The following is an 18,582-nucleotide window of genomic DNA, read 5'->3' on the forward strand; positions in this document are numbered from 1 at the left end:
GGAGGGGGACGCGGCGGTCGTCAGCCCTTCACGGCTCCGCCGGTCAGGCCCTTCATCACCTTCTGGTTGAGGAAGAGGTAGATCACGAGGGTGCCGAAGACGTTGATGCAGATGGCGGCGAAGAGCGGTCCGTACTGGGTGGCTCCGAAGTCGCCGGTGAAGTTGAGCAGGCCAACCTGGATGGTGCGCAGGTCCTGGTTGTTGGTGAAGGTCAGCGCGATCAGCAGGTCGTTCCAGATGAAGAAGAACTGCACCAGGCCGACGGTCAGGATCGCGTTGCGGACCATGGGGATGCTGATGGTCCAGAAGGAGCGCAGGATGCCGGCGCCGTCGATGGTGGCCGCCTCGAACAGCTCACGGGGCACCGTCTTGTAGTACGTGGCCATCATGAACACCGTGAGCGGCAGGCCCGTGCCGGTGTAGGTGAGGATCAGCGGCCACAGCGTGCCCGACAGTCCGGACTGGAAGTACACAGTGAACAGGGGCAGCAGGATCATCTGGGAGGGCACCATGATGCCCGCGAGGAAGATCAGGAGGGTCAGGCTGCGGCCCTTCCAGACCATGACCTGCAGGGCGAATCCGGCAGCGGTGCCGAGCAGGAGGATCAGCGCGAGGGACGGGAGGACGGCCAGCAGGCTGTTCCTGACGTAGAGCCCGATGTGGCCGGTGGTCCAGGCCTCGCTGTAGTTGCCCCACTCCCACTTCGTCGGCAGGCTCCAGGTGGAGTGGTTGAGGTAGTCACTGTTGGACTTCAGCGAGGTCAGGAACATCCACACCATCGGGTAGACCTCGACGACCAGCAGCAGGGCGACAACGATCTTGACCCACAGGCGTCCCGGACGGCGCCGCCGAGGACGGGCGGAGAAGCCGGCCCGGGTACGGTTGTCGCCCGTGGCCGCCGTGGTCTTGTGAGGCGTGTCGATGGCCATGGGGTCAGCCCTTCGTGAGGTCGCGGCGCGAGACGCGGAAGACGACCAGGGTCACCAGCAGACACACCACGGTCAGCAGCAGGGCGATGGTACTTCCGTAGCCGTAGTCGCTGTAGGTGAACGACGTCTGGAACATGTAGAGCGTGAGCGGCGTGGTGCCGTTGCCGGGGCCGCCGTTGGTGAGGGCGACGATGGAGTCGAAGGCCTTGAGCGTGCCGTTGATGCTGAAGATCAGCGACGACATCAGCACCGGGAACGACATCGGCAGCACGATGTGGCGTACGAGCCTCAGTCCCGAGGCGCCGTCCAGACGCGCCGATTCGAGGATCTCCTCGGGGATGTCGACCAAACCCGCGAACAGCAGGACGGCGTAGAAGCCCATCGAGCGCCAGATGTCCATGATGATCAGCACCCAGAAGGCGTGGCCCGCGCTGCCGAACCAGTCGATGGATTCCAGACCGATCGCGTTGAGCAGCGAGTTGACCGGGCCGGTCTGCGGAGCGACCTGGAAGAACTTCTGGAACAGCAGGCCGACCGCCACGGTGGGCAGCACCACGGGGAAGAACACGAGGGTGCGGATGAGGGCGGAGGCACGCTTGAGGAAAAAGACGTAGAGCAGGGCCAGGAGGTAGCCGGCCAGGACCTGACCGATGGTCACGGTGACCGCGTATTTGGCGGTGAACCACAGAGCGTCCCGTACAGCCGGGTCGGTGAACAGCCGGTGGAAGTTCTCCACACCATTGCCGGTGAAGCCGTCGATGGTGTTGCCCTTGGTGAAGGAATAGCCCAGTGACCACACCATCGGAACCAACATGATCAGGGAGTAGACGAGGAGAGCGGGACCTACCAGGATCAGAATGGCCCTGCGGTCACCGAGTACGCGGTGCATGACGGAAAGTCCACTTCGTCGAAGAGGCATGCCTGGCAGTGGAGGGCGCTGCTCAGGGGCCGGTCGATATGGCCCCCGAGTCATCAGTGCTCGACCTCACTTGCCGGACAGGGCGTCCTGTACGACCCCCATGAACTTCTCCGGGCTCAGGCTGCCGCTCACCAGGCCGGCCGCGTTGGTCTGGCTCACGGTCGTGGCCTTGGTGCTGAACAGGGCCTCGAACCAGAGCACGTTCTGCTTCGAGTCGCCGATGGTCTTACGGACCTGGGTGGTGAGTTCGTTCGGGTCCTTGACCGGGGTGTTGGCCTTGAAGCCCGAGATGGAACCCTGGTCCTTGAGTGCGGTGCTGCCGTAGTTCTTGGCGGCACACTTGACCCAGTTGCCGACCTTGCTGTCGAAAGTCCCCTTGCCGAGGGTCATCGCCAGGCCGACGTTGGACGGGTACTGGTCGATGGATCCCTTGCCGCCGGACACAGCGGGGAAGGGCATGAAGCCGATGTTCGCGGCACCCACCTGGTCCTGCTTGGGATCGGCTATGTTCGTCAGCGCCCAGGTGCCCATGTAGAACATGGCTGCCTTGCCGGTCAGGAACTGGTTGAACGCGGTGTCGTAGTCGATCGAGCCGACGCCCTTGCCGAAGTAGCCCTTCTTGCCGAGATCGGCGACTTCCTGCGCGGCCTTCACATAGGCGGGATCGGTCAGCTTGGTCTTGCCGTCAGCCACGTCCTTCAGCGCGTCCGGGCCCAGGCTGCGGTACAGGTAGGAGCTGACCAGGCGGGTGATCGGCCAGCCCTGCTGCCCCGACGCGGAGAACGGCTGGACACCGTTGGCCTGCAACTTGGCGGCGTCCGTCACCAGTTCATCCCAAGTGGTGGGCACGGAAAGGCCGTTCGCACTGAAGATCTTCTTGTTGTAGAAGATCCCCTCGATGTTGTACTCGTACGGCAGGACCTCCATCTTGCCGCCGTACAACGCCTTGATGGTGGAGATCGCGGCGGGCTCGACCTGGTCGTAGACGCCGAGCTCCTTCAGCTTCGTCTCCAGATCGGCGACCTTGCCCGACTTGTAGAGCCGATCGGTGAGCGCGGGTGCGTTGCCGGCGGCGAACTGGACCGGCAACGCGTTCTGACCGGCGAGCAGTTGAAGTTTCTGGTCCAGGCTCGTCTGCGGAACGGTCTCCACCTTCAGGGGCAGCGCCTTGTTGTCCGCGGCGCATACTCCCTTGGACAGCGTGGTCAGCGCCGTCTTGACCGTCGTGTTCTCCACGTTCGTCAGGTAACTGAAGTTCTTCGGCGACGAAGCCGAGCCGCCGCCCGTACCTCCGCAGGCAGAGACGAAGAGGGCCATCGCGGCGGCACTCGCGGTCAGACCGGCGGTGCGGGCTCTCCTGGCACGGGACGAGTCGGTGATCACAACATGCTCCCTGTCATCGTTGAAATGAAGGCGGTCGGCGGGCGCTTGCCACGAAAGCCTGAACGGAAGATTTTTGTGGAACGTTCTCCACTCCGAAGTGCGCACCACAGTGCACGCAGCACTCGCAGCCGTCAAGACATCCGGGCGTAACATCGAAGAGAAGGCGCCCACAGATGGCGCCGAGGACAGTTCATCGTGTAGACCGTTATCTCCAGCAGGAGTAGAAGCAGGGGGCAGCACGCATGCAGCAGGACTCGCAGCCGCGGAAGAAGCGTGTGACGATCACGGATGTCGCGCGGCACGCGGGGGTGTCGACCGCTGCGGTCTCCAAGGTGATGCGCAACGCCTACGGCGTCAGCGCGGCCATGCAGGAGAAGGTCCGCGCGGCCATCGCCGAACTCGACTACCGGCCGCACGCGGCCGCACGCGGCATGCGCGGCCGTACCTACACGATCGGCGTCCTGCTGGACAACATCCGCAACACCTTCTTCGCGGACATCCTCGACGGCATCCGCGACGAGCTGCACGACAGCGAGTACACGGTGCTCATCGGCGCGGCGGGATTCGACGCCGCCGCCCAGGGCAAGACCATCGAGTCCATGGTCGACCGCCAGATGGACGGCCTGATCCTGATCGCCCCCAGCACCCAGCGGGCGGAGGTGCTGGCAACGGCCCAGTCCACGCCCACGGTCGTCATCGGCCACCACGACATCTCCGCGCACCACGACTCGGTCGTCGACGCGGACGCGGCGGGCGCCGGACTGGTGGTGGACCACCTGGTGTCGCTCGGCCATCGCGACATCGCCCTGGTCTCCTCGCCCGGAACCCGGTCGAGCCGCTGGGCACGCACCCCTGAGATCGTGCTGTCCAGCGGATACGCGGAGGCCATGGGACGCCACGGTCTGGCCGCACAGACCCGCATCTGCCGCGCGGCCTACTCCGACGAGGGTGGCTACAAAGCGGGCATGAACCTGCTGACCAGCGAGGACAGGCCGACAGCGATCATGGCCGGTGCGGACGTCGCCGCCTTGGGCGTGTGGCGAGCCGGGCACGAACTGGGGCTGCGCGTGCCCGAAGACATCTCCCTCGTCGGCTACAACAACACCGCAGTCGCCGACCTCGCCACCGTCCAGCTCACCAGCGTCGACCAGGCCGGCCACAACATGGGCGCCACCGCGGCGCGGCTGCTCATCGAACGGGTGGAGGGACGCCGGGAACACGCGGTGCAGACGACGATGACGCCCCGCCTCGTCGTCCGCCGCAGCACATCGGCGCCGCGCTCCTAGAACTGCGGCCTCCGGATGAGATGTCGTCGTGTAATCCGGCGCATTCCGTGGTGTACGCGGCGGCACCCGAGCGCCGTCCCGGACAGCCTCAGCGCGTCTGCAACCGGGCCGCACATGGGACCTGGAGCGCACTGCCAGTGCCTCCTGGCCGTCGTCCTCTCCGTGCCCTCGGCGGGCGTCGAGCAGTGTGTTGATGCCGAGGACGATGAAGAAGGCGTGGCAGCCCAGTTCGGAGCGTCGGCCCAGGTGCCGGGAGAACTCGATGCCCCTGCGGGCCAGGCGGGGGTGAGTGCCGCGTCCTGAGAGTCATAGCCGCGGGCCGTGATGGTCGTACACCGTGTCACCTACGGCCCAAGGCTAGGGGCCCGCACTGCGACCTCCCCACCGGACGTGACACGCATCACGTGCCCGAGGTGCATAGCGAGACGCCCATCAACGTCTTTCTCCAGGTGTACGAAGCTGGCAAGGGCGGGGACGGTGCGGATGGAACAGGCTCAGGCCGAGGGTTTCGACGGGTTCGTTGCGGCCCGTTGGTCGGCGTTGTTCCACCTCGCGCGCCTGCTCTGTGGAGGTGACCGGCACCGCGCCGAGGACCTGCTCCAGGAAGCCCTGGTCAAGCTCTGGTTCGTCTGGCCGAGGGTCGCGGACGAGGCGCCCGAGGCGTACGTACGCAAGGTCCTGGCACGCGCGGCCGCTCGATCCGCCCGTCGGCGGTGGTGGGGTGAGCGCCCGGTGGAGCAACTGCCCGACCTGGCGCAGACGGAGGACGAGTCCGCCGCCGTGGTGGAGCGGTCGCGGCTGGAGGCGGCCCTCGCTCAATTGCCGGCCCGGCAGCGGGCCGCCGTGGTGCTGCGCTACTACCAGGACCTGCCCGAAAGACAGGTCGCGGAGGTTCTGGGATGCCCGTTGGGCACCGCCCGGTCCCACGCGTCACGCGGTGTGGCGCGCCTGCGTCAGATCCTGGCCGATGTCATCGAGCCGGTGGGGTGAAGGGAAGCATGGATCACTTCGAGCGGGAGTTGGCGCGGATCATGCGCGACGCCCAGGAGTACACCCCCTTTGAGCCCGCGCACCGTGACCGACTCAGGACGGGCGTCCTCGTCCGCCGCCGGGTCCGCGCGGCGCAGAGGGCCGTGGGCTCCGTATTGGTGGCCGCCGGGCTCGGCCTCGGCCTGTTCCTGCTGCCGCACACGCCGGACAGCGACCAGCCCCAGGCCCCCTCGCCGCGGCCGGCGACCGGCTCCTTCTCCCCGACCGTCACGCCGTCACCGACCAAGCCCTTCAGCGGAGCTCCCACCGGGTCGGCCCCCACCACACCCACTGCACCGGCCACGCCCACGGCACCGACCACGACAGGGAGCGCGGTGGAGAGCTCGAACTCGGTCGCCGTCGATCCCTCCGGGACCGCGGCCCTCAGCCCTCCGGCCACCGTCCCGGCCTCGCCGAGCGGGAGTATCACGCCGTCGTCGCCGGCGACGACGACCCTCGAGCCGTCGTCGTTCGTCAGCACGGCCGCCGCCGGGTAGCCGCCGCTCACCGGCCGCCGAGCCACACCGTCGTCCCGGCCGCTCCCTCTCGTACTGCCGCACCGCCCCTTACCCCTCCTCCGCCCCGGACGTACTCAGTCATCGCGGCTCCGCCGTGAGCGCCTTCGGCATGCCCTGCCGCAGCACAGAAATCTGGACGAAACATGACAAAGACCGTACGGTCCGCCTCGATGAACCTCGTGACGGGACTGCCCATGGACCGACTGCCGCTCCGCCTGCCGCTGCCGGTGGACCACCCGGAACCCGTACTGGACGTGGTCGTCCCCGTGTTCAACGAGGAGACGGATCTGGAGCCGAGCGTGCGGCGGCTGCACGCGCACCTGCGTGAGACGTTCCCGTACCCGTTCCGCATCACCGTCGCCGACAACGCCAGCACCGACGACACCCCGCGGATCGCGGCCCGGCTGGCCGCCGAGCTGCCGGAGACCGAGTGGATACGGCTGGCCGAGAAGGGGCGCGGCCGAGCTCTGCGCGTCGCCTGGTCGCGCTCACGGGCCCCGGTGCTGGCCTACCTGGACGTGGATCTGTCCACCGAACTGAACGCGCTGCTCCCGCTGGTCGCCCCGCTGATCTCCGGCCACTCCGACATGGCCATCGGCACCCGACTGGCCCGCGGCTCCCGGGTGATACGCGGTCCCAAACGGGAGATCATCTCCCGTTGCTACAACGTCCTGCTGCGTTCCACCCTGGCCGTCGGCTTCTCCGACGCGCAGTGCGGCTTCAAAGCGGTCCGGCGCGATGTCGCCGAGCGGCTGCTGCCCCTGGTGGAGGACTCGGAGTGGTTCTTCGACACCGAACTGCTGGTGATCGCCGAGCGGGCCGGGCTACGCATCCACGAGGTGCCCGTCGACTGGGTGGACGACCCCGACAGCCGGGTCGACCTGGTCTCGACGGCCGTGGCCGACCTGCGCGGCATCGCCAGGATCGGCAGGGCGCTCGCCCGTGGCACGCTCCCGACGGCGGAGCTGCGGCGCACCACCGGAGGTGACCCGCCGGGCCCCCTGGCCGCCCAGTTGCTGCGCTTCGGCGCCGTCGGCGTGGTGAGCACGGTCGGCTACGTCCTCCTCTACGCGGCCCTGCGACCGGTGGCGGGACCCCAGGGCGCCAACGCGTGGGCGCTGCTGGTCTGCGCCGTCGCGAACACGGCCGCGAACCGGCGGCTCACCTTCAGGCTGCGCGGGCGGGGTGGCGCGCTGCGCCAGCAGGCCAAGGGTCTGGCGGTCTTCGGCCTCGGCCTGGCGCTCACCAGCGGCTCGCTCGCCGCGCTGCACCGCTGGTCGCCGGGGCCCGGGCGGGCCACGGAAGTCGCCGTGCTCGTCATCGCCAACCTGGTCGCGACACTGCTGCGCTTCCTGCTCCTGCGGGGCTGGGTGTTCACCGCCGCCTCCCGCGGCAACGGAACGGGAGCCGCGCCCCGATGAACGACCCGATCCTCGCGAACGCTCCGTCGTACGGGGGCAACGAGGTCCGCACCGACGGCCGTTCGCCCATGACGGAGCCGCCGTACGACTCCGGCCCGGCCCCCGCCCCTGCCCCCTCCCCCACCTTCGCCGCCACCGCCCGCGGGTGGTGGGTGCGACTGTGCGGGGCGGCCGAGCACTACGGTCCGGTGCTCGCGCTGTACGGTGCGCTGAAGCTCATCGGCTTCTGCGTCTTCATGTATCTGCTGGACTCCTCCGGGGACTTCCGCAAGAAGAACCCGCGCTTCGGCGGCGGTGCCCACGCCTGGGACGTCCTGGCCACCTGGGACGGCTGGTGGTACCAGCAGATCGCCGCGCACGGCTACCACCCCGCGCTCGTGCCGGTACCCGGTGCGGGCGGCCTGATCACCATCGAGGGCAACTCCGCGGCGTTCTTCCCGCTGTACCCCGCCCTGATGCGGCTGGTCTCCTCCGGCACCGGCCTGGGTCTGCTCGGCGCCGGCCTGCTGGTCTCGGTCGCCGCCTCGTTCGTCGCCGCGCTGGCGATCCACGCCGTCAGCGCGCGGATCGGCGGTCGACGGGCCGGACTGGCCGCGGCCGGGCTCTGGGCCGTGTGGCCCGGATCCGGCATGGAGTGGTCGGCCTACTCGGAGTCCCTCTACGTCGCCCTCGCGGCCTGGGCCTGCTACGCCGTCATGCGCCACCGCTGGCTCACCGCCGGCATCCTGACCTGCGCCGCGGGTCTCACTCGTCCGACGGCCACCGCGCTGATCGCGGCGCTCACCGTCGCGGCGCTGCTGGCCATACGCCGGCAACGGCGGGAAGTCCGCCGCTGGGGAGATGCCCCCGGCCCGGACCGGACGAGGCGTCGGGCCGCGGTTGTGCGCCCGCTGGCCGCCGTCGCGATCGCCCCCCTCGGCCTGCTCGGCTACCTCGGTTGGGTGGGACACCGGATGGGCGACTACGGCGGGTACTTCAAACTCCAGGAAGGCGCCTGGGCCCACACGTTCGACTACGGCAAGCACACCCTCGACGTGTTCACCTCCCTCCCGGTGGGTCACTTCGACTACCTCTTCGCGTACCCCTACGAAGACCTCATCGGCGTCGGTACCGTCCTGCTGGCCCTGATCATCCTGCCCTTGCTGCTCCGGCTCCGCCCGCCGGCGGTCCTCGTCGTCCACACCTTCCTGACGATCGCGCTCGTCCTGGGTAGCCAGCAGATCTTCGGCAACATCTCCCGCTACCTTCTTCCGGCCTTCCCCTTGTTCATCCCGTGCGCCGTCGCCATGCGCCGGCTCAGCACGCCGGTGCTGTGCGCAGTCCTCGGAATCGCCGCGCTCGCCTCCGGCTCGTACGCGGGGTACGCCCTGTTCGAACTCGGGGTTCCATAACCACCATGAAGTCGTACGAGCACGAGCCTCATACCCGGGCGGCGGTACGGCTGTTCCTGCGAAGCCCGACTCTTCCTGAGCGCCTCGTACGGGGGCCGCCACCGACTGCCATGTGCGGCCCCGACGGCTCGGGGCGGGTTGGCCGAACCTCACCTCCGCCTCGTCACCAGGTCTGCTCCCCGGCGCGTACGAGGATCTCGTTGACGGCCACCCGGCGGTCCCGAGTGACGATGTAGGAGACCGCGTCGGCGATGTCCTCGGGGCGCAGCAGTTCCATGCCGTCGCGATCTGTCGCTCGATCGCCTGCCGCACACCGTCGCGGAGGTGCGTGCTCAACTCGGTGTCCACGGTGCCGGGCTCGACCACGCTCACCCGGAGGCGCTTGTGCATGACCTCCTGCCGCAGGGCTTCGGTGAATCCGTTGACGCCGAACTTCGTCAGGTTGTAGACGGCCGTCCCGGGCCGGGCGACCCGGCCCGCGGTTGAACTGATGTTGACCAGGTCCGCCACCCGCCGCGGGGAGTCCTCCGCGGCGCGCAGGTGCCAGGACGCGAGAATGTCGCCGCTCCGCAGCCGACGAAGGGGGTCTGCCGGGTCGGCACCGGCCCGCCTTGGGCGCGTGTCCCCTGCCCGTGTGCGGGCGAGGAAGGGTCATGCGTCTCGGAGATGCGGCCGGATACGGCCGTACACGCGACCATGCCCGGAGCCGCAGTAATCTGTTATCCGGAACCGGTTCCGGCTGGACCATAAGCGGAACTGGTTCCGGTTGCAAGTGTCAGAGGATGGAGCGGGGATCGGCCGACAACAAGAACGACGCAACAAGGCGGCACCGGCCGCTGCGAGCCGACGCCCAGCGCAACGAGGACCGGTTGCTCGAAGCCGCGGCAGCCGCCTTCGCCCGCGACGGATTCGACGCCTCGGTCAAGGACATCGCCCGCGAGGCCGGCGTCGGCGTCGGCACGCTCTATCGGCGGTTCCCTTCCAAGGAACTGCTGATCGAGGCGACGTACCGCCACGAAGTGCAACTCTTGTGCGAAGCGGCGCCCGAACTCGCGGCCTCACTCCCCCGGCGCGCGCCCTGAAGACATGGATGGAGCGCTTCATGGACTTCATGGCCGCCAAGCACGGCATGGCCGACGCGCTCCGCGTGGTACTGACCGACGACGGCGAGCGGTTGCAGACCCGCGCCAACCTCACCGGGGCGATCGACCACCTCCTCGCCGCCGGTGCCGACCAGGGGGTCACCCGGGCGCAAGTGGGGGCTCATGACGTACTCACGGCGCTCGGCGGAATCAGCCTCATCGCCGGCACCGAGGGTCGGCCCGATCTCGCGGCGAAGCTCGTCGACCTGCTGCAGCACGGCATCCTGTCGGACTGACCGGTGACGCCGCAGCACCGCACCCCGGGGCCCGCGCAGATCGCGACAGGGAGTTGCCCGAAGAACTGATGAAGGGGGCCCGCCGAGCCGCGGTGGCCCCCAGTGGGATCACTGTTCCGTACGCACCGGATGCTTGCTCATGATCGAGACCCGGTTGAACGCGTTGATGGTGACCGCCACCCAGATCACCGCGGAGATCTGGTCGTCGGTGAGGGCGTCACGGGCGGCCGCCCAGGCGGATTCCTGCGCGGCGGCGTCGGTCGGCTCGGTCGTCGCCTCCGCCAACGCGAGGGCCGCCCGTTCCGCGGGAGTGAACAGTTCCGTGTCCCGCCAGGCGGCCAGCACTCCGAGTCGCTGCACCGTCTCGCCCGCGCGCAGGGCGGCCCGGGTGTGCGCGTTGAGGCAGTAGGCGCAGCCGTTGATCTGCGACACGCGGAGGTTGATCAGCTCCACCAGGCTTCGGTCGAGCCCCGCGTCGGCGGCTGTCGCGCGCACCGCTTCCGACGTCTGGACCAGCGCGTGGTACGCCTTCGGACTCTGCTTGTCGATGAAGATCCGCCGCGTCGCGGATCCTGTCGCGTGGCCGCTCAACCCCGGACTCCGTCCTACTATGATCCAAGCATGGTTGAATATGAAACTATCATGGCGACGGAAGGCGGTCCCCCAGTGAACGATGTCGACGTCCTCTCCCCACGTGACGTACCCCTGGGCGGCCCGCGCGCGATGACCGTGCGGCGTACGTTGCCGCAGCGCGCGCGGACCCTGATCGGAGCCTGGTGCTTCGCCGACCACTACGGTCCCGACGACGTCGCCGAGACGGGCGGCATGGAGGTCGCCCCGCATCCGCACACCGGGCTGCAGACGGTGAGCTGGCTGTTCAGCGGAGAGATCGAGCACCGCGACAGCCTCGGCAGCCACGCGTACGTACGGCCCGGCGAGCTGAACCTCATGACGGGCGGGCACGGCATCAGCCACTCGGAGGTGTCCACGCCGCGGACCACGATCCTGCACGGGGTCCAGCTGTGGGTGGCGCTGCCCGAAGAACACCGGCACGCCGAGCGGAACTTCCAGCACCACGTACCGGAGCCCCTACGGGTCGACGGGGCCGAGATCCGGGTCTTCCTGGGCTCCCTCGCCGGTCAGGAGTCCCCCGTGGCCACCTTCACACCCCTGCTCGGCGCCGAGATCGTCCTCGAGCCTCGCGCGACGGTGACGTTCGCCGTGGACCCCGGCTTCGAGCACGGACTGCTCGTCGACCACGGAGACGTCCGCATGGCCGACACCTTGCTGCGTCCGGCCGAGTTGGGCTACGCCCAGCCCGGAGCCACCGCTCTGACGTTGACGAACGAGTCGGACGGCCCGGCTCGCACCGTGCTGCTCGGCGGAACCCCGTTCGAGGAGGAGATCGTCATGTGGTGGAACTTCATCGGCCGTAGCCACGAGGACATTGTCCGTGCCCGGGAGGACTGGGCGAACGCCTCCGATCGCTTCGGCGCCGTCGAGGGATACCCGGGGGACCGTCTTCCCGCTCCCGTTCTTCCGAATGCCGTCATCACACCGCGCGGCAACCCGCCGCGTCGCCGCCCCGCACCCGAAGGACACCCCATGACCGAGTCTCCCGCGTCTCCCGCCGCCGCGACCGTCGAGCGGAACGACGCCAGGCATCGCTACGAAATCCTGGTCGACGGCAAGCGGGCCGGCCTCACCGCCTACCGCGACCGCGGTGAACAGCGCGTCTTTTTCCACACGGAGGTCGACGACGCCTTCGCCGGGCAGGGCCTGGCCGCGCAGTTGGTCCAGTACGCGCTCACCGACGTGCGCGACCTGGGCATGCGGATCGTGCCCGTGTGCCCCTACGTCGCGAAGTTCCTGAAGAAGCACGACGAGTTCGCCGACATCACCGAGCCCGTGACCCCCGAGGTCCTGGCATGGCTGGACGCGGAACTGGGCTGACCCCGCACCTCCGAGCGGCTCGTCGGACCACTCGACGCGCGGACGCTGACGGGCTGATCACGCGGGAGGCCGGCGTCGACTCCGCGATCCGCCTGCCGTATCAGCACGCCACAGGCGCCCACACGACGGACAGGCCCAGAAGAAACCGCCGGACGGTATGCGCACCGAGCAGGAGGACCGCGGACTGGGCCGGTCCCGGCGTTCAACAACACGGGCACGCAGGCGTCGGCCGGTGATGCCGCCGACGATCCGGCCGAGAACCCCGACCGTGTGACCGCGGTCAACCCGAGCCGCCGCGTTCGAAATCGCCATGTGTGGACCGATTCGGGCGGTCACTCCACACTGTTACCGGCTTTCCCCCTAACGTAGCGAGTACATTTCGTCGACGTTTCCGATGGTGCGCCGAACTTGGGATTTGGTCAAGAATTGGATTCGACCCTTGTCGCCCGTCGGAACGCCGTTACACGATGTGGCAAACATATCGTTGCTTATCAGCAGGAGGTCCGGGTGTCCGCTGGTCTGTCCAAAATCGAGGTGGATACCACCACTCTCGCGGCGGCGTCCGAACGGAACAAACTCCGCAAACACTTCGGCCGCTTCGACATCCTGTTCTTCCTGGTCTGCACCCTCGTCGGCCTCGACACCATCGGTACGGTGGCTGCCTCCGGGGCGGAGGCGTTCACCTGGCTGATCGTGCTGGCGGTCATCTTTTTCGTGCCGTCAGCGCTGCTCACCGCGGAACTGGGCACGGCCTTCGCGGAGGAGGGCGGCCCGTACATCTGGACCAGCCGGGCCTTCGGGCGGCTGGCCGGAGCGGTCAACAACTTCCTTTACTGGGTGACCAATCCGGTCTGGCTCGGTGGCACCCTCTCCGTCTCGGCGGTCGCCGCGTTCACCACCTTCTTCAATGACGGAAAGGATCTGAGCACCCCCGCCTTCTACGTCTTCACCCTGATATTCATCTGGGTGGGCGTGCTCGCGGCGATCCTCTCCTTCGATGTCGGCAAGTGGATCCCCACCGCCGGGGCGTGGTCCCGTTTCGTACTGCTCGGCCTTTTCACGCTCACCGTGGTCATCTACGCCCTCAAACACGGCCTGCACGGTTTTGGCTTCGGTGACTTCTCCCCGACGTATGCCGGCTTCGTCGGCCTGGTTCCGGTCCTGATGTTCAACTACGTCGGCTTCGAATTGCCCAACACCGCGGGCGACGAGATGACCGACGCGCAGAAGGACATCCCGTACGGCATCTTCCGCGCCGCCGGGCTGGGCGTACTGCTGTACGGCCTGCCGATTCTCGGCATCCTGCTGGTCCTCCCGGTCAAGGCCATCACCGGTCTCGGCGGCTTCCTCGACGCCATCCGGCAGGTGTTCACCGTCTACGGCGGCCACGTCGCCTCCGACGGCACGGTCACCCTCAGCGGGGCCGGGACCGTGCTGGGCGATCTGGCCGCAGTGATGTTCATCCTGACCGTGCTCTCCTCGGGCGTCACCTGGATCATGGGCTCGGACCGCGCGCTGGCGGTCTCCGGGTACGACGGCGCCGCGCCCCGCGGCCTGGGTGTGATCTCCGAGCGGTTCGGCACGCCGGTCCGGGTCAACCTGCTCAGCGGAGTGCTCTCCACCGGCGTGCTGATCCTCGCCCACCAGCTCACCGGCGGCGATGCGGGCAAACTCTTCGGAGCCGTACTCGGGCTCGCCGTGTCCACGACGCTCATCAGCTACCTCGGCATCTTCCCGGCGCTGCCGGTGCTCCGCCGCAAGTACCCGCAGGTGGAGCGCGCCTACCGGGCGCCCGCCGCCTGGCCGATCACGATCGTGCTGACGCTGCTCATCCTGTTCGCATCGGTGCAACTGCTGGTCCCGGGCGCACCCTTCGACTGGTTCAGTTCGGACTTCCGGCCGGACGGCTGGAGCTATGGCGAACGCTGGACCTATCTGCTGACGGAGGCGGTGCCGCTGGCCGTCTTCATCATCACGGGTGTGATCTTCTGGGCGCTCGGCGCACCGACCCGGGCCGAGGCCAAGAAGGCGGCCACCGCGGGAGTAACCCAGAGCTGAGCATCCGCTCACGACGCCGGACGGACCGGCGGGCCCTGTCCGGGGCCTGTCGGCCCGTTCCGGCGTTTCGTCGTCCGGTACAACGCCCATCTGGCGGAGCGCGCCGTGCCGGAGTGGAAAGCGGCCCTGGACGCGCCGAGATGCCGGGCGAAGAACCGGGCCGTCACATCACCGGCCTGACCTGACGGGTATCGGCGTCCGGCCACCAGCCGGGCGCCGATTCCGCTGGGCGTCAGGTCACGCGTCGGCATCGCCGCGATCCGTGGTCGGGCCGAAGGAGTCGATGTCCTCCATGAAACTCAGCATCCGGACGTTGAGCAGGTCGGGGTGGTCGATCGCGGGGCCGTGGCCGGTGTCGGCGATGATCTCGGCGCGGGCTCCGGGGACCAGACGTGGTACGCGCTCCAGTTGCCGCTTCGGGTGCACAAGCAGGCTTCGCTTGCCGAGGACGAGGTAGAGCGGCGTGCGGATGCCGCGCAACTCGTCCTCGGTCAGCGGCAGCGGCGCGGGGCGGCGTATCCGGAAGGCCCGGACACTCGCCTGGATCCACGCGCGCAGCTCAGGAACCACGAGTACCGGCTGCTCCAGCCAGGAGGCGAGACGCGTGCGCAGCGCCTTGGGGGCGAAGGTCGCGAAGAGGCTGACGAAGATCCAGGTGAAGAAGCGCAGGCCCACCTTCTCCAGACCGCCGGGGTCGAGCAGGGTGACCGAGGCGAGCCTGCCGGGCTTGCGGTGTGCCTGGTTGAGCACCAGCCAGCCGCCGTAGGAGGAGCCGACGAGGTGAACCCGGTCGAGGCCGAGGGCGTCGAGCGCCTCGTCGAGCCACTGGGCCGCACGCTCCGGCTGCCACATCGGTTCGCGGTGGACGCTGCGGCCGGGGTCGCCAGGGGTGTCGAGCGCGTACACGGGGCGTTCGGCACTGAGGCCGGGGGTGTTGGGGTACCACTGCGCGGAGCAGCCTCCGGAACCGTGGATCAGGACGACTGGTGTACGGGAGTCGTCAGCGGGGTCCGCGGGACCGTACCGGTAGACGTGCGTGGTGCCGAAGCTGGTCTCCACGTCTGTCTCGGAGCGGGCGGGCGCACCCATGGCGTAGAGGACGTCGCAGGCGGCGAAGTACCGGTCGCGCAAGGTGTCGTTGACGTAGTGACCGATGTCGCGGCGTGGGCTGGTTCGGGTCGTGTGCGCGGACACAGGGCACCTCCGGGGAGACCGACTCTTTGTGATACGACCGTATCACAAAGGTGATACGGCGGTACCATAAAAGAGTCCGGGAAGATCCGGACGGCGAAGTGACCATCGACGGGCGGAGACACGACCCATGCCAAAGCTCGTGGACCACGAGGAACGGCGCACCCAGATCGCCGAGGCGCTCATCCGGGTCGCCGGACGGCGCGGGCTGCACGCGGTCGGTATGCGCGACGTGGCCTCCGAGGCCGGAGTGTCGCTCCGACTCGTGCAGTACTACTTCCAGACCAAGGAGAAACTGCTCTTCTACGGACTGCAGCATCTGACCGGCCTCTTCACCGCGCGCGTGGGCGCCCGCCTTCGCGCCGCCGGTCAGGACCCGGGCCCGCGCGCGACCATCGAGGCGCTGCTGCTGGCCTCACTCCCGACCGACGAGGAGAGCCGCACCTTCCACCTGCTCTACAGTTCGTACTCGATCCTGTCCGTGACCGACGAGGCACTCGCCGCCCAACCGTTCATCGACAACCCCGACGCCGCCGAGAACGCCCTGACCCGCCTGCTTCGGCAAGCGCAGGAATCCGGTCTGGCCGACCGTGACATCGACGCGCGCACGGAGGCCATCAGCCTCCTGGCCATGGCGGCGGGCATGGGGACCAGCATCCTCGTGGGCCAGCGGGGGCCGGAGTCGGCCATCGCGGTACTGCGCCATCATCTGGACCGGATCTTCGCGAATCCCGGGTACTCCCCGCCGCCCGCATGACCTCGGCCGCCGTCCCCGGCGCACACCGGACGCGCTGCTCTCCGACGCACGTGCTGGTTCACAGGACTGACCACCAGGACTGACCGCCAACCGGACTTGACCCTGACGCCGCTGGAGACTCGAGGATCGCGCCGTAAGCGAGACAGTGATTCTTATCGGAGGCGTCCATCATGCGCGGCAAGGGCATCCACTACGACACCGGCACCTTTCCCAACGGAATACGGGGCCGTGTCGGGGGACGACATGTGCATCGGCCTTTCACTGGTCGTCGAACGGTGGCAGGAGCGCACAGCACGACGCCGCGCCCCGCCTCAGTACGGCCCATGGGTCCAGCGGCCGTCCGTCATCGTGGCGTGCACGGGCATCGTGCGCAGGGTGTCCGTGTCGGCCTTCAGCGGGTCCACGTCCACGACCACCAGGTCGGCGGGGTCCCCGACCCTGATGAGCCGGCGCCCGCGGGCCGCCGCGACGAGCGCGTCCGGGACGGACAGGCGCTGCTCCGGGTGCCACGCGGGGCGATCGTCATCGGTACGGCTGACGGCCGACGCGATGGCGAGCCAGGGGTCGAGCGGCGAGACCGGGGCGTCCGAACCGAACTCCAGACGGGCCCCGGCGGCCAGCAGATCGGCGTAGGCGAAGGCCCGCTCGGTGCGCCCGGCCCAGTGCCGGTCCGCCACATCACGGTCATCCGTCGCGTGCCGGGGCTGCACCCCCGCCGTGACACCCAACCGCGCGAATCTCGGGAGGTCTTCGGGGCTCAGCAACTGCGCGTGCTCGATCCGGCCACGGCAGCGCACCGCCTCGAAGGCGTCCAGGGCCACGGTGTTGGCGCGGTCGCCGATGGCGTGCACCGCCGGCTCGATTCCATGCGCGGCGGCCCGCCGCATGAGCCGCACCAGCCAGGTCCAGCCGGTGCCGGACGCTCGCCCACTCCGCCATGTGTACGTGGGCGTCCCACAGGCCCGGCAGCAGCACCCGCCCCTCCAGATCGAGGACCCGCTCACCGCCGGACGGTATCGCTCGACCCCCGGCGCCCTCGTCCGCGACGACATGGGTGATGCTGCCGCCCGCCACACGCAGGCGGACGAGCGGTCCTCCCGCACCGAGCCGTACCCGGTCGAGCGTCAGCGCGGTCGCCGGGGACAGGTCTCCTCCTGGGAGCCTGCGCTGGGCGCTTACGAAGTCCGCCATAAAGCCTCCATCTGCGGCGACACACGGTCTCGACGGGACTGCCATGGATGTGACCACGCCGGAGACGTGCAGACGCGGTCAGCGAGTCGACGTGATCGCCCCGCCCAGAGGAAGGCTGAGGGCACCCCCAACCGAACATCCATCAAGTAAACTTAGCCTTACCTTACCTTGCTGGTCGTATCCCGTCGCCTGTCGGTCTCAGCTGACAGTCCCTGCCCCGCGAAGGGCACTTCGCCACCCACACAGTTACCGGACCTGATCAACACCGTCGGTCCTCCGCTGTCAGCGCATGCTGCCGCCGGCCGTTACGCAGCCGTGTGCCGGCACCACCACGAACCCCACATGATGTGATGCCACGCCGCAGGCTCCAGGATGAGTAGAGAGGCGGCGCCTCGCCGGCGCCGCCTTGGTTCGGACAGCACACGCCCGGACAGGTGAACCGTGGAACGAGGTGCCCGATGGAAATCGAAGGATCAGTTGCGCTGGTGACCGGCGCGAACCGGGGAATCGGCCGGGCATTCACGCACGCTCTGCTGGCACGGGGCGCCGCCAAGGTGTACGCGGGCGTCCGCAGCCCCGACGACTTCGAAGCGCCCGGACTGGAACCACTGCGCCTGGACGTCACCGACCCGGACCAGATCGCGGCCGCGGCGATGACGGCGTCCGACGCGACCATCGTGATCAACAATGCCGGCATCCAGGCCGGGCCGGACCTCCTGGAGGGCTCTTTGGAGGGCGCGCGGAAAGAGCTGGAGGTGAACTATCTGGGCACCTGGGCGGTCTCGCGCGCTTTCGCGCCCGTCCTCGCCGCCAACGGTGGCGGAGCCCTGGTGAACATGCTCTCGGTGGCCTCGTGGCGGGCGAACAACCGGTTCCCCGGTTACGCGGCGTCGAAGGCCGCCCAATGGTCGATCACCAACGCGCTGCGCGTGGGACTGCGTGAGCAGGGGACGATGGTCATCGGTGTGCACGTGGGCTATGTGGACACCGACGCCACCGTCGAAGTCGACGCTCCGAAGGTGGAGGCTGCGGAAGTCGCGGCACAGACCATGGACGCGATCAGCCGCGACGAGTTGGAGGTGCTCGTGGACGAAACCGCCCGAAGGGTACGCGCCGCACTGTCCGGCCCCCTGGAACTCCTTTACCCGACCGCGTGAACGAGACGGAAGACGGCTCGG

General features: G+C 68.7%; 18 protein-coding genes and 1 pseudogene. 12 read left to right on the forward strand and 7 right to left on the reverse strand.

Features of this window, described 5'->3' with window-relative positions:
* Positions 1-20: 20 nt before the first annotated feature.
* From OG819_RS56785 to OG819_RS56795, 3 genes are all read right to left on the reverse strand, one after another.
* On the reverse strand, positions 21-929 hold the full coding sequence (locus OG819_RS56785; protein ID WP_266658074.1) for a carbohydrate ABC transporter permease: 909 nt from the start codon (positions 927-929) through the stop codon (positions 21-23).
* A 4-nt stretch (positions 930-933) separates the two neighbouring features.
* Positions 934-1,818, reverse strand: a complete 885-nt coding sequence (locus OG819_RS56790; protein WP_266658076.1) for a carbohydrate ABC transporter permease — start codon at positions 1,816-1,818, stop codon at positions 934-936.
* Positions 1,819-1,914: 96 nt separating this feature from the next.
* Complete coding sequence (locus OG819_RS56795) at positions 1,915-3,231, reverse strand: extracellular solute-binding protein (protein WP_266658078.1); 1,317 nt, start codon at positions 3,229-3,231, stop codon at positions 1,915-1,917.
* A gap of 242 nt (positions 3,232-3,473) precedes the next feature.
* Between OG819_RS56795 and OG819_RS56800 the strand changes: the two genes are divergently transcribed.
* From OG819_RS56800 to OG819_RS56825, 6 genes are all read left to right on the forward strand, one after another.
* Complete coding sequence (locus OG819_RS56800) at positions 3,474-4,517, forward strand: LacI family DNA-binding transcriptional regulator (protein ID WP_266658080.1); 1,044 nt, start codon at positions 3,474-3,476, stop codon at positions 4,515-4,517.
* A gap of 114 nt (positions 4,518-4,631) precedes the next feature.
* On the forward strand, positions 4,632-4,820 hold the full coding sequence (locus tag OG819_RS56805) for a hypothetical protein (RefSeq protein WP_266658082.1): 189 nt from the start codon (positions 4,632-4,634) through the stop codon (positions 4,818-4,820).
* A gap of 180 nt (positions 4,821-5,000) precedes the next feature.
* On the forward strand, positions 5,001-5,507 hold the full coding sequence (locus OG819_RS56810) for a SigE family RNA polymerase sigma factor (protein ID WP_266638400.1): 507 nt from the start codon (positions 5,001-5,003) through the stop codon (positions 5,505-5,507).
* Between the two features lie 8 nt (positions 5,508-5,515).
* Positions 5,516-6,043 (forward strand): hypothetical protein, encoded by a 528-nt coding sequence (locus OG819_RS56815; protein ID WP_266638401.1) that lies wholly within the window; start codon positions 5,516-5,518, stop codon positions 6,041-6,043.
* Positions 6,044-6,258: 215 nt separating this feature from the next.
* Positions 6,259-7,485 (forward strand): bifunctional glycosyltransferase family 2/GtrA family protein, encoded by a 1,227-nt coding sequence (locus tag OG819_RS56820; RefSeq protein ID WP_266658125.1) that lies wholly within the window; start codon positions 6,259-6,261, stop codon positions 7,483-7,485.
* Complete coding sequence (locus OG819_RS56825) at positions 7,482-8,876, forward strand: hypothetical protein (protein WP_266658084.1); 1,395 nt, start codon at positions 7,482-7,484, stop codon at positions 8,874-8,876. Before OG819_RS56820 ends, OG819_RS56825 begins: the two co-directional genes overlap by 4 nt.
* Positions 8,877-9,206: 330 nt before the next feature.
* On the opposite strand, the pseudogene OG819_RS59475 reads toward OG819_RS56825, so the two are convergent.
* Positions 9,207-9,386: pseudogene (locus tag OG819_RS59475) on the reverse strand (SDR family NAD(P)-dependent oxidoreductase); the annotation flags it as partial.
* A 272-nt stretch (positions 9,387-9,658) separates the two neighbouring features.
* On the opposite strand from OG819_RS59475, the gene OG819_RS56830 reads away from it, so the two are divergent.
* Positions 9,659-9,958: a TetR/AcrR family transcriptional regulator gene (locus OG819_RS56830; RefSeq protein ID WP_266658086.1), complete on the forward strand. Its 300-nt coding sequence runs from the start codon at positions 9,659-9,661 to the stop codon at positions 9,956-9,958.
* Positions 9,959-9,978: 20 nt separating this feature from the next.
* Positions 9,979-10,254: a hypothetical protein gene (locus tag OG819_RS56835; protein WP_266658088.1), complete on the forward strand. Its 276-nt coding sequence runs from the start codon at positions 9,979-9,981 to the stop codon at positions 10,252-10,254.
* Between the two features lie 108 nt (positions 10,255-10,362).
* Here the strand turns inward: OG819_RS56835 and OG819_RS56840 are convergent, their stop codons facing one another.
* The gene (locus tag OG819_RS56840; protein ID WP_266638405.1) at positions 10,363-10,845 is read right to left on the reverse strand and encodes a carboxymuconolactone decarboxylase family protein; all 483 of its coding nucleotides are present in this window, start codon (positions 10,843-10,845) and stop codon (positions 10,363-10,365) included.
* A 75-nt stretch (positions 10,846-10,920) separates the two neighbouring features.
* On the opposite strand from OG819_RS56840, the gene OG819_RS56845 reads away from it, so the two are divergent.
* Positions 10,921-12,207: a bifunctional pirin family protein/GNAT family N-acetyltransferase gene (locus OG819_RS56845; RefSeq protein WP_266658090.1), complete on the forward strand. Its 1,287-nt coding sequence runs from the start codon at positions 10,921-10,923 to the stop codon at positions 12,205-12,207.
* A 507-nt stretch (positions 12,208-12,714) separates the two neighbouring features.
* A complete protein-coding gene (locus OG819_RS56850; protein WP_266658092.1) occupies positions 12,715-14,265 on the forward strand; it encodes an APC family permease in 1,551 nt (516 codons plus the stop codon).
* Between the two features lie 237 nt (positions 14,266-14,502).
* On the opposite strand, the gene OG819_RS56855 is transcribed toward OG819_RS56850, so the two are convergent.
* Positions 14,503-15,459 (reverse strand): alpha/beta fold hydrolase, encoded by a 957-nt coding sequence (locus OG819_RS56855; protein ID WP_266658094.1) that lies wholly within the window; start codon positions 15,457-15,459, stop codon positions 14,503-14,505.
* Positions 15,460-15,586: 127 nt separating this feature from the next.
* On the opposite strand from OG819_RS56855, the gene OG819_RS56860 reads away from it, so the two are divergent.
* A complete protein-coding gene (locus tag OG819_RS56860) occupies positions 15,587-16,213 on the forward strand; it encodes a TetR/AcrR family transcriptional regulator (RefSeq protein ID WP_266638409.1) in 627 nt (208 codons plus the stop codon).
* Between the two features lie 311 nt (positions 16,214-16,524).
* On the opposite strand, the gene OG819_RS56865 is transcribed toward OG819_RS56860, so the two are convergent.
* Positions 16,525-17,217 carry an amidohydrolase family protein gene (locus OG819_RS56865; protein WP_266658096.1) on the reverse strand — a complete coding sequence of 231 codons (693 nt, stop codon included), beginning with the start codon at positions 17,215-17,217 and terminating at the stop codon, positions 16,525-16,527.
* Between the two features lie 645 nt (positions 17,218-17,862).
* On the opposite strand from OG819_RS56865, the gene OG819_RS56870 reads away from it, so the two are divergent.
* Complete coding sequence (locus OG819_RS56870) at positions 17,863-18,561, forward strand: SDR family oxidoreductase (RefSeq protein WP_266638413.1); 699 nt, start codon at positions 17,863-17,865, stop codon at positions 18,559-18,561.
* Positions 18,562-18,582: the final 21 nt, after the last annotated feature.

The sequence above is a fragment of the Streptomyces sp. NBC_01549 genome (genome assembly GCF_026339955.1).
GTDB lineage: Bacteria > Actinomycetota > Actinomycetes > Streptomycetales > Streptomycetaceae > Streptomyces.

What these genes read in the sequence shown, in the direction of transcription:
- OG819_RS56785 (WP_266658074.1), bottom strand. Translation starts at nt 929, where the DNA reads ATGGCCATCGACACGCCTCACAAGACCACGGCGGCCACGGGCGACAAC.
- OG819_RS56835 (WP_266658088.1), top strand. Translation starts at nt 9,979, where the DNA reads ATGGACTTCATGGCCGCCAAGCACGGCATGGCCGACGCGCTCCGCGTG.
- OG819_RS56825 (WP_266658084.1), top strand. Translation starts at nt 7,482, where the DNA reads ATGAACGACCCGATCCTCGCGAACGCTCCGTCGTACGGGGGCAACGAG.
- OG819_RS56805 (WP_266658082.1), top strand. Translation starts at nt 4,632, where the DNA reads ATGGGACCTGGAGCGCACTGCCAGTGCCTCCTGGCCGTCGTCCTCTCC.
- OG819_RS56830 (WP_266658086.1), top strand. Translation starts at nt 9,659, where the DNA reads ATGGAGCGGGGATCGGCCGACAACAAGAACGACGCAACAAGGCGGCAC.
- OG819_RS56820 (WP_266658125.1), top strand. Translation starts at nt 6,259, where the DNA reads ATGGACCGACTGCCGCTCCGCCTGCCGCTGCCGGTGGACCACCCGGAA.
- OG819_RS56800 (WP_266658080.1), top strand. Translation starts at nt 3,474, where the DNA reads ATGCAGCAGGACTCGCAGCCGCGGAAGAAGCGTGTGACGATCACGGAT.
- OG819_RS56810 (WP_266638400.1), top strand. Translation starts at nt 5,001, where the DNA reads ATGGAACAGGCTCAGGCCGAGGGTTTCGACGGGTTCGTTGCGGCCCGT.
- OG819_RS56790 (WP_266658076.1), bottom strand. Translation starts at nt 1,818, where the DNA reads ATGCACCGCGTACTCGGTGACCGCAGGGCCATTCTGATCCTGGTAGGT.
- OG819_RS56860 (WP_266638409.1), top strand. Translation starts at nt 15,587, where the DNA reads ATGCCAAAGCTCGTGGACCACGAGGAACGGCGCACCCAGATCGCCGAG.
- OG819_RS56870 (WP_266638413.1), top strand. Translation starts at nt 17,863, where the DNA reads ATGGAAATCGAAGGATCAGTTGCGCTGGTGACCGGCGCGAACCGGGGA.
- OG819_RS56815 (WP_266638401.1), top strand. Translation starts at nt 5,516, where the DNA reads ATGGATCACTTCGAGCGGGAGTTGGCGCGGATCATGCGCGACGCCCAG.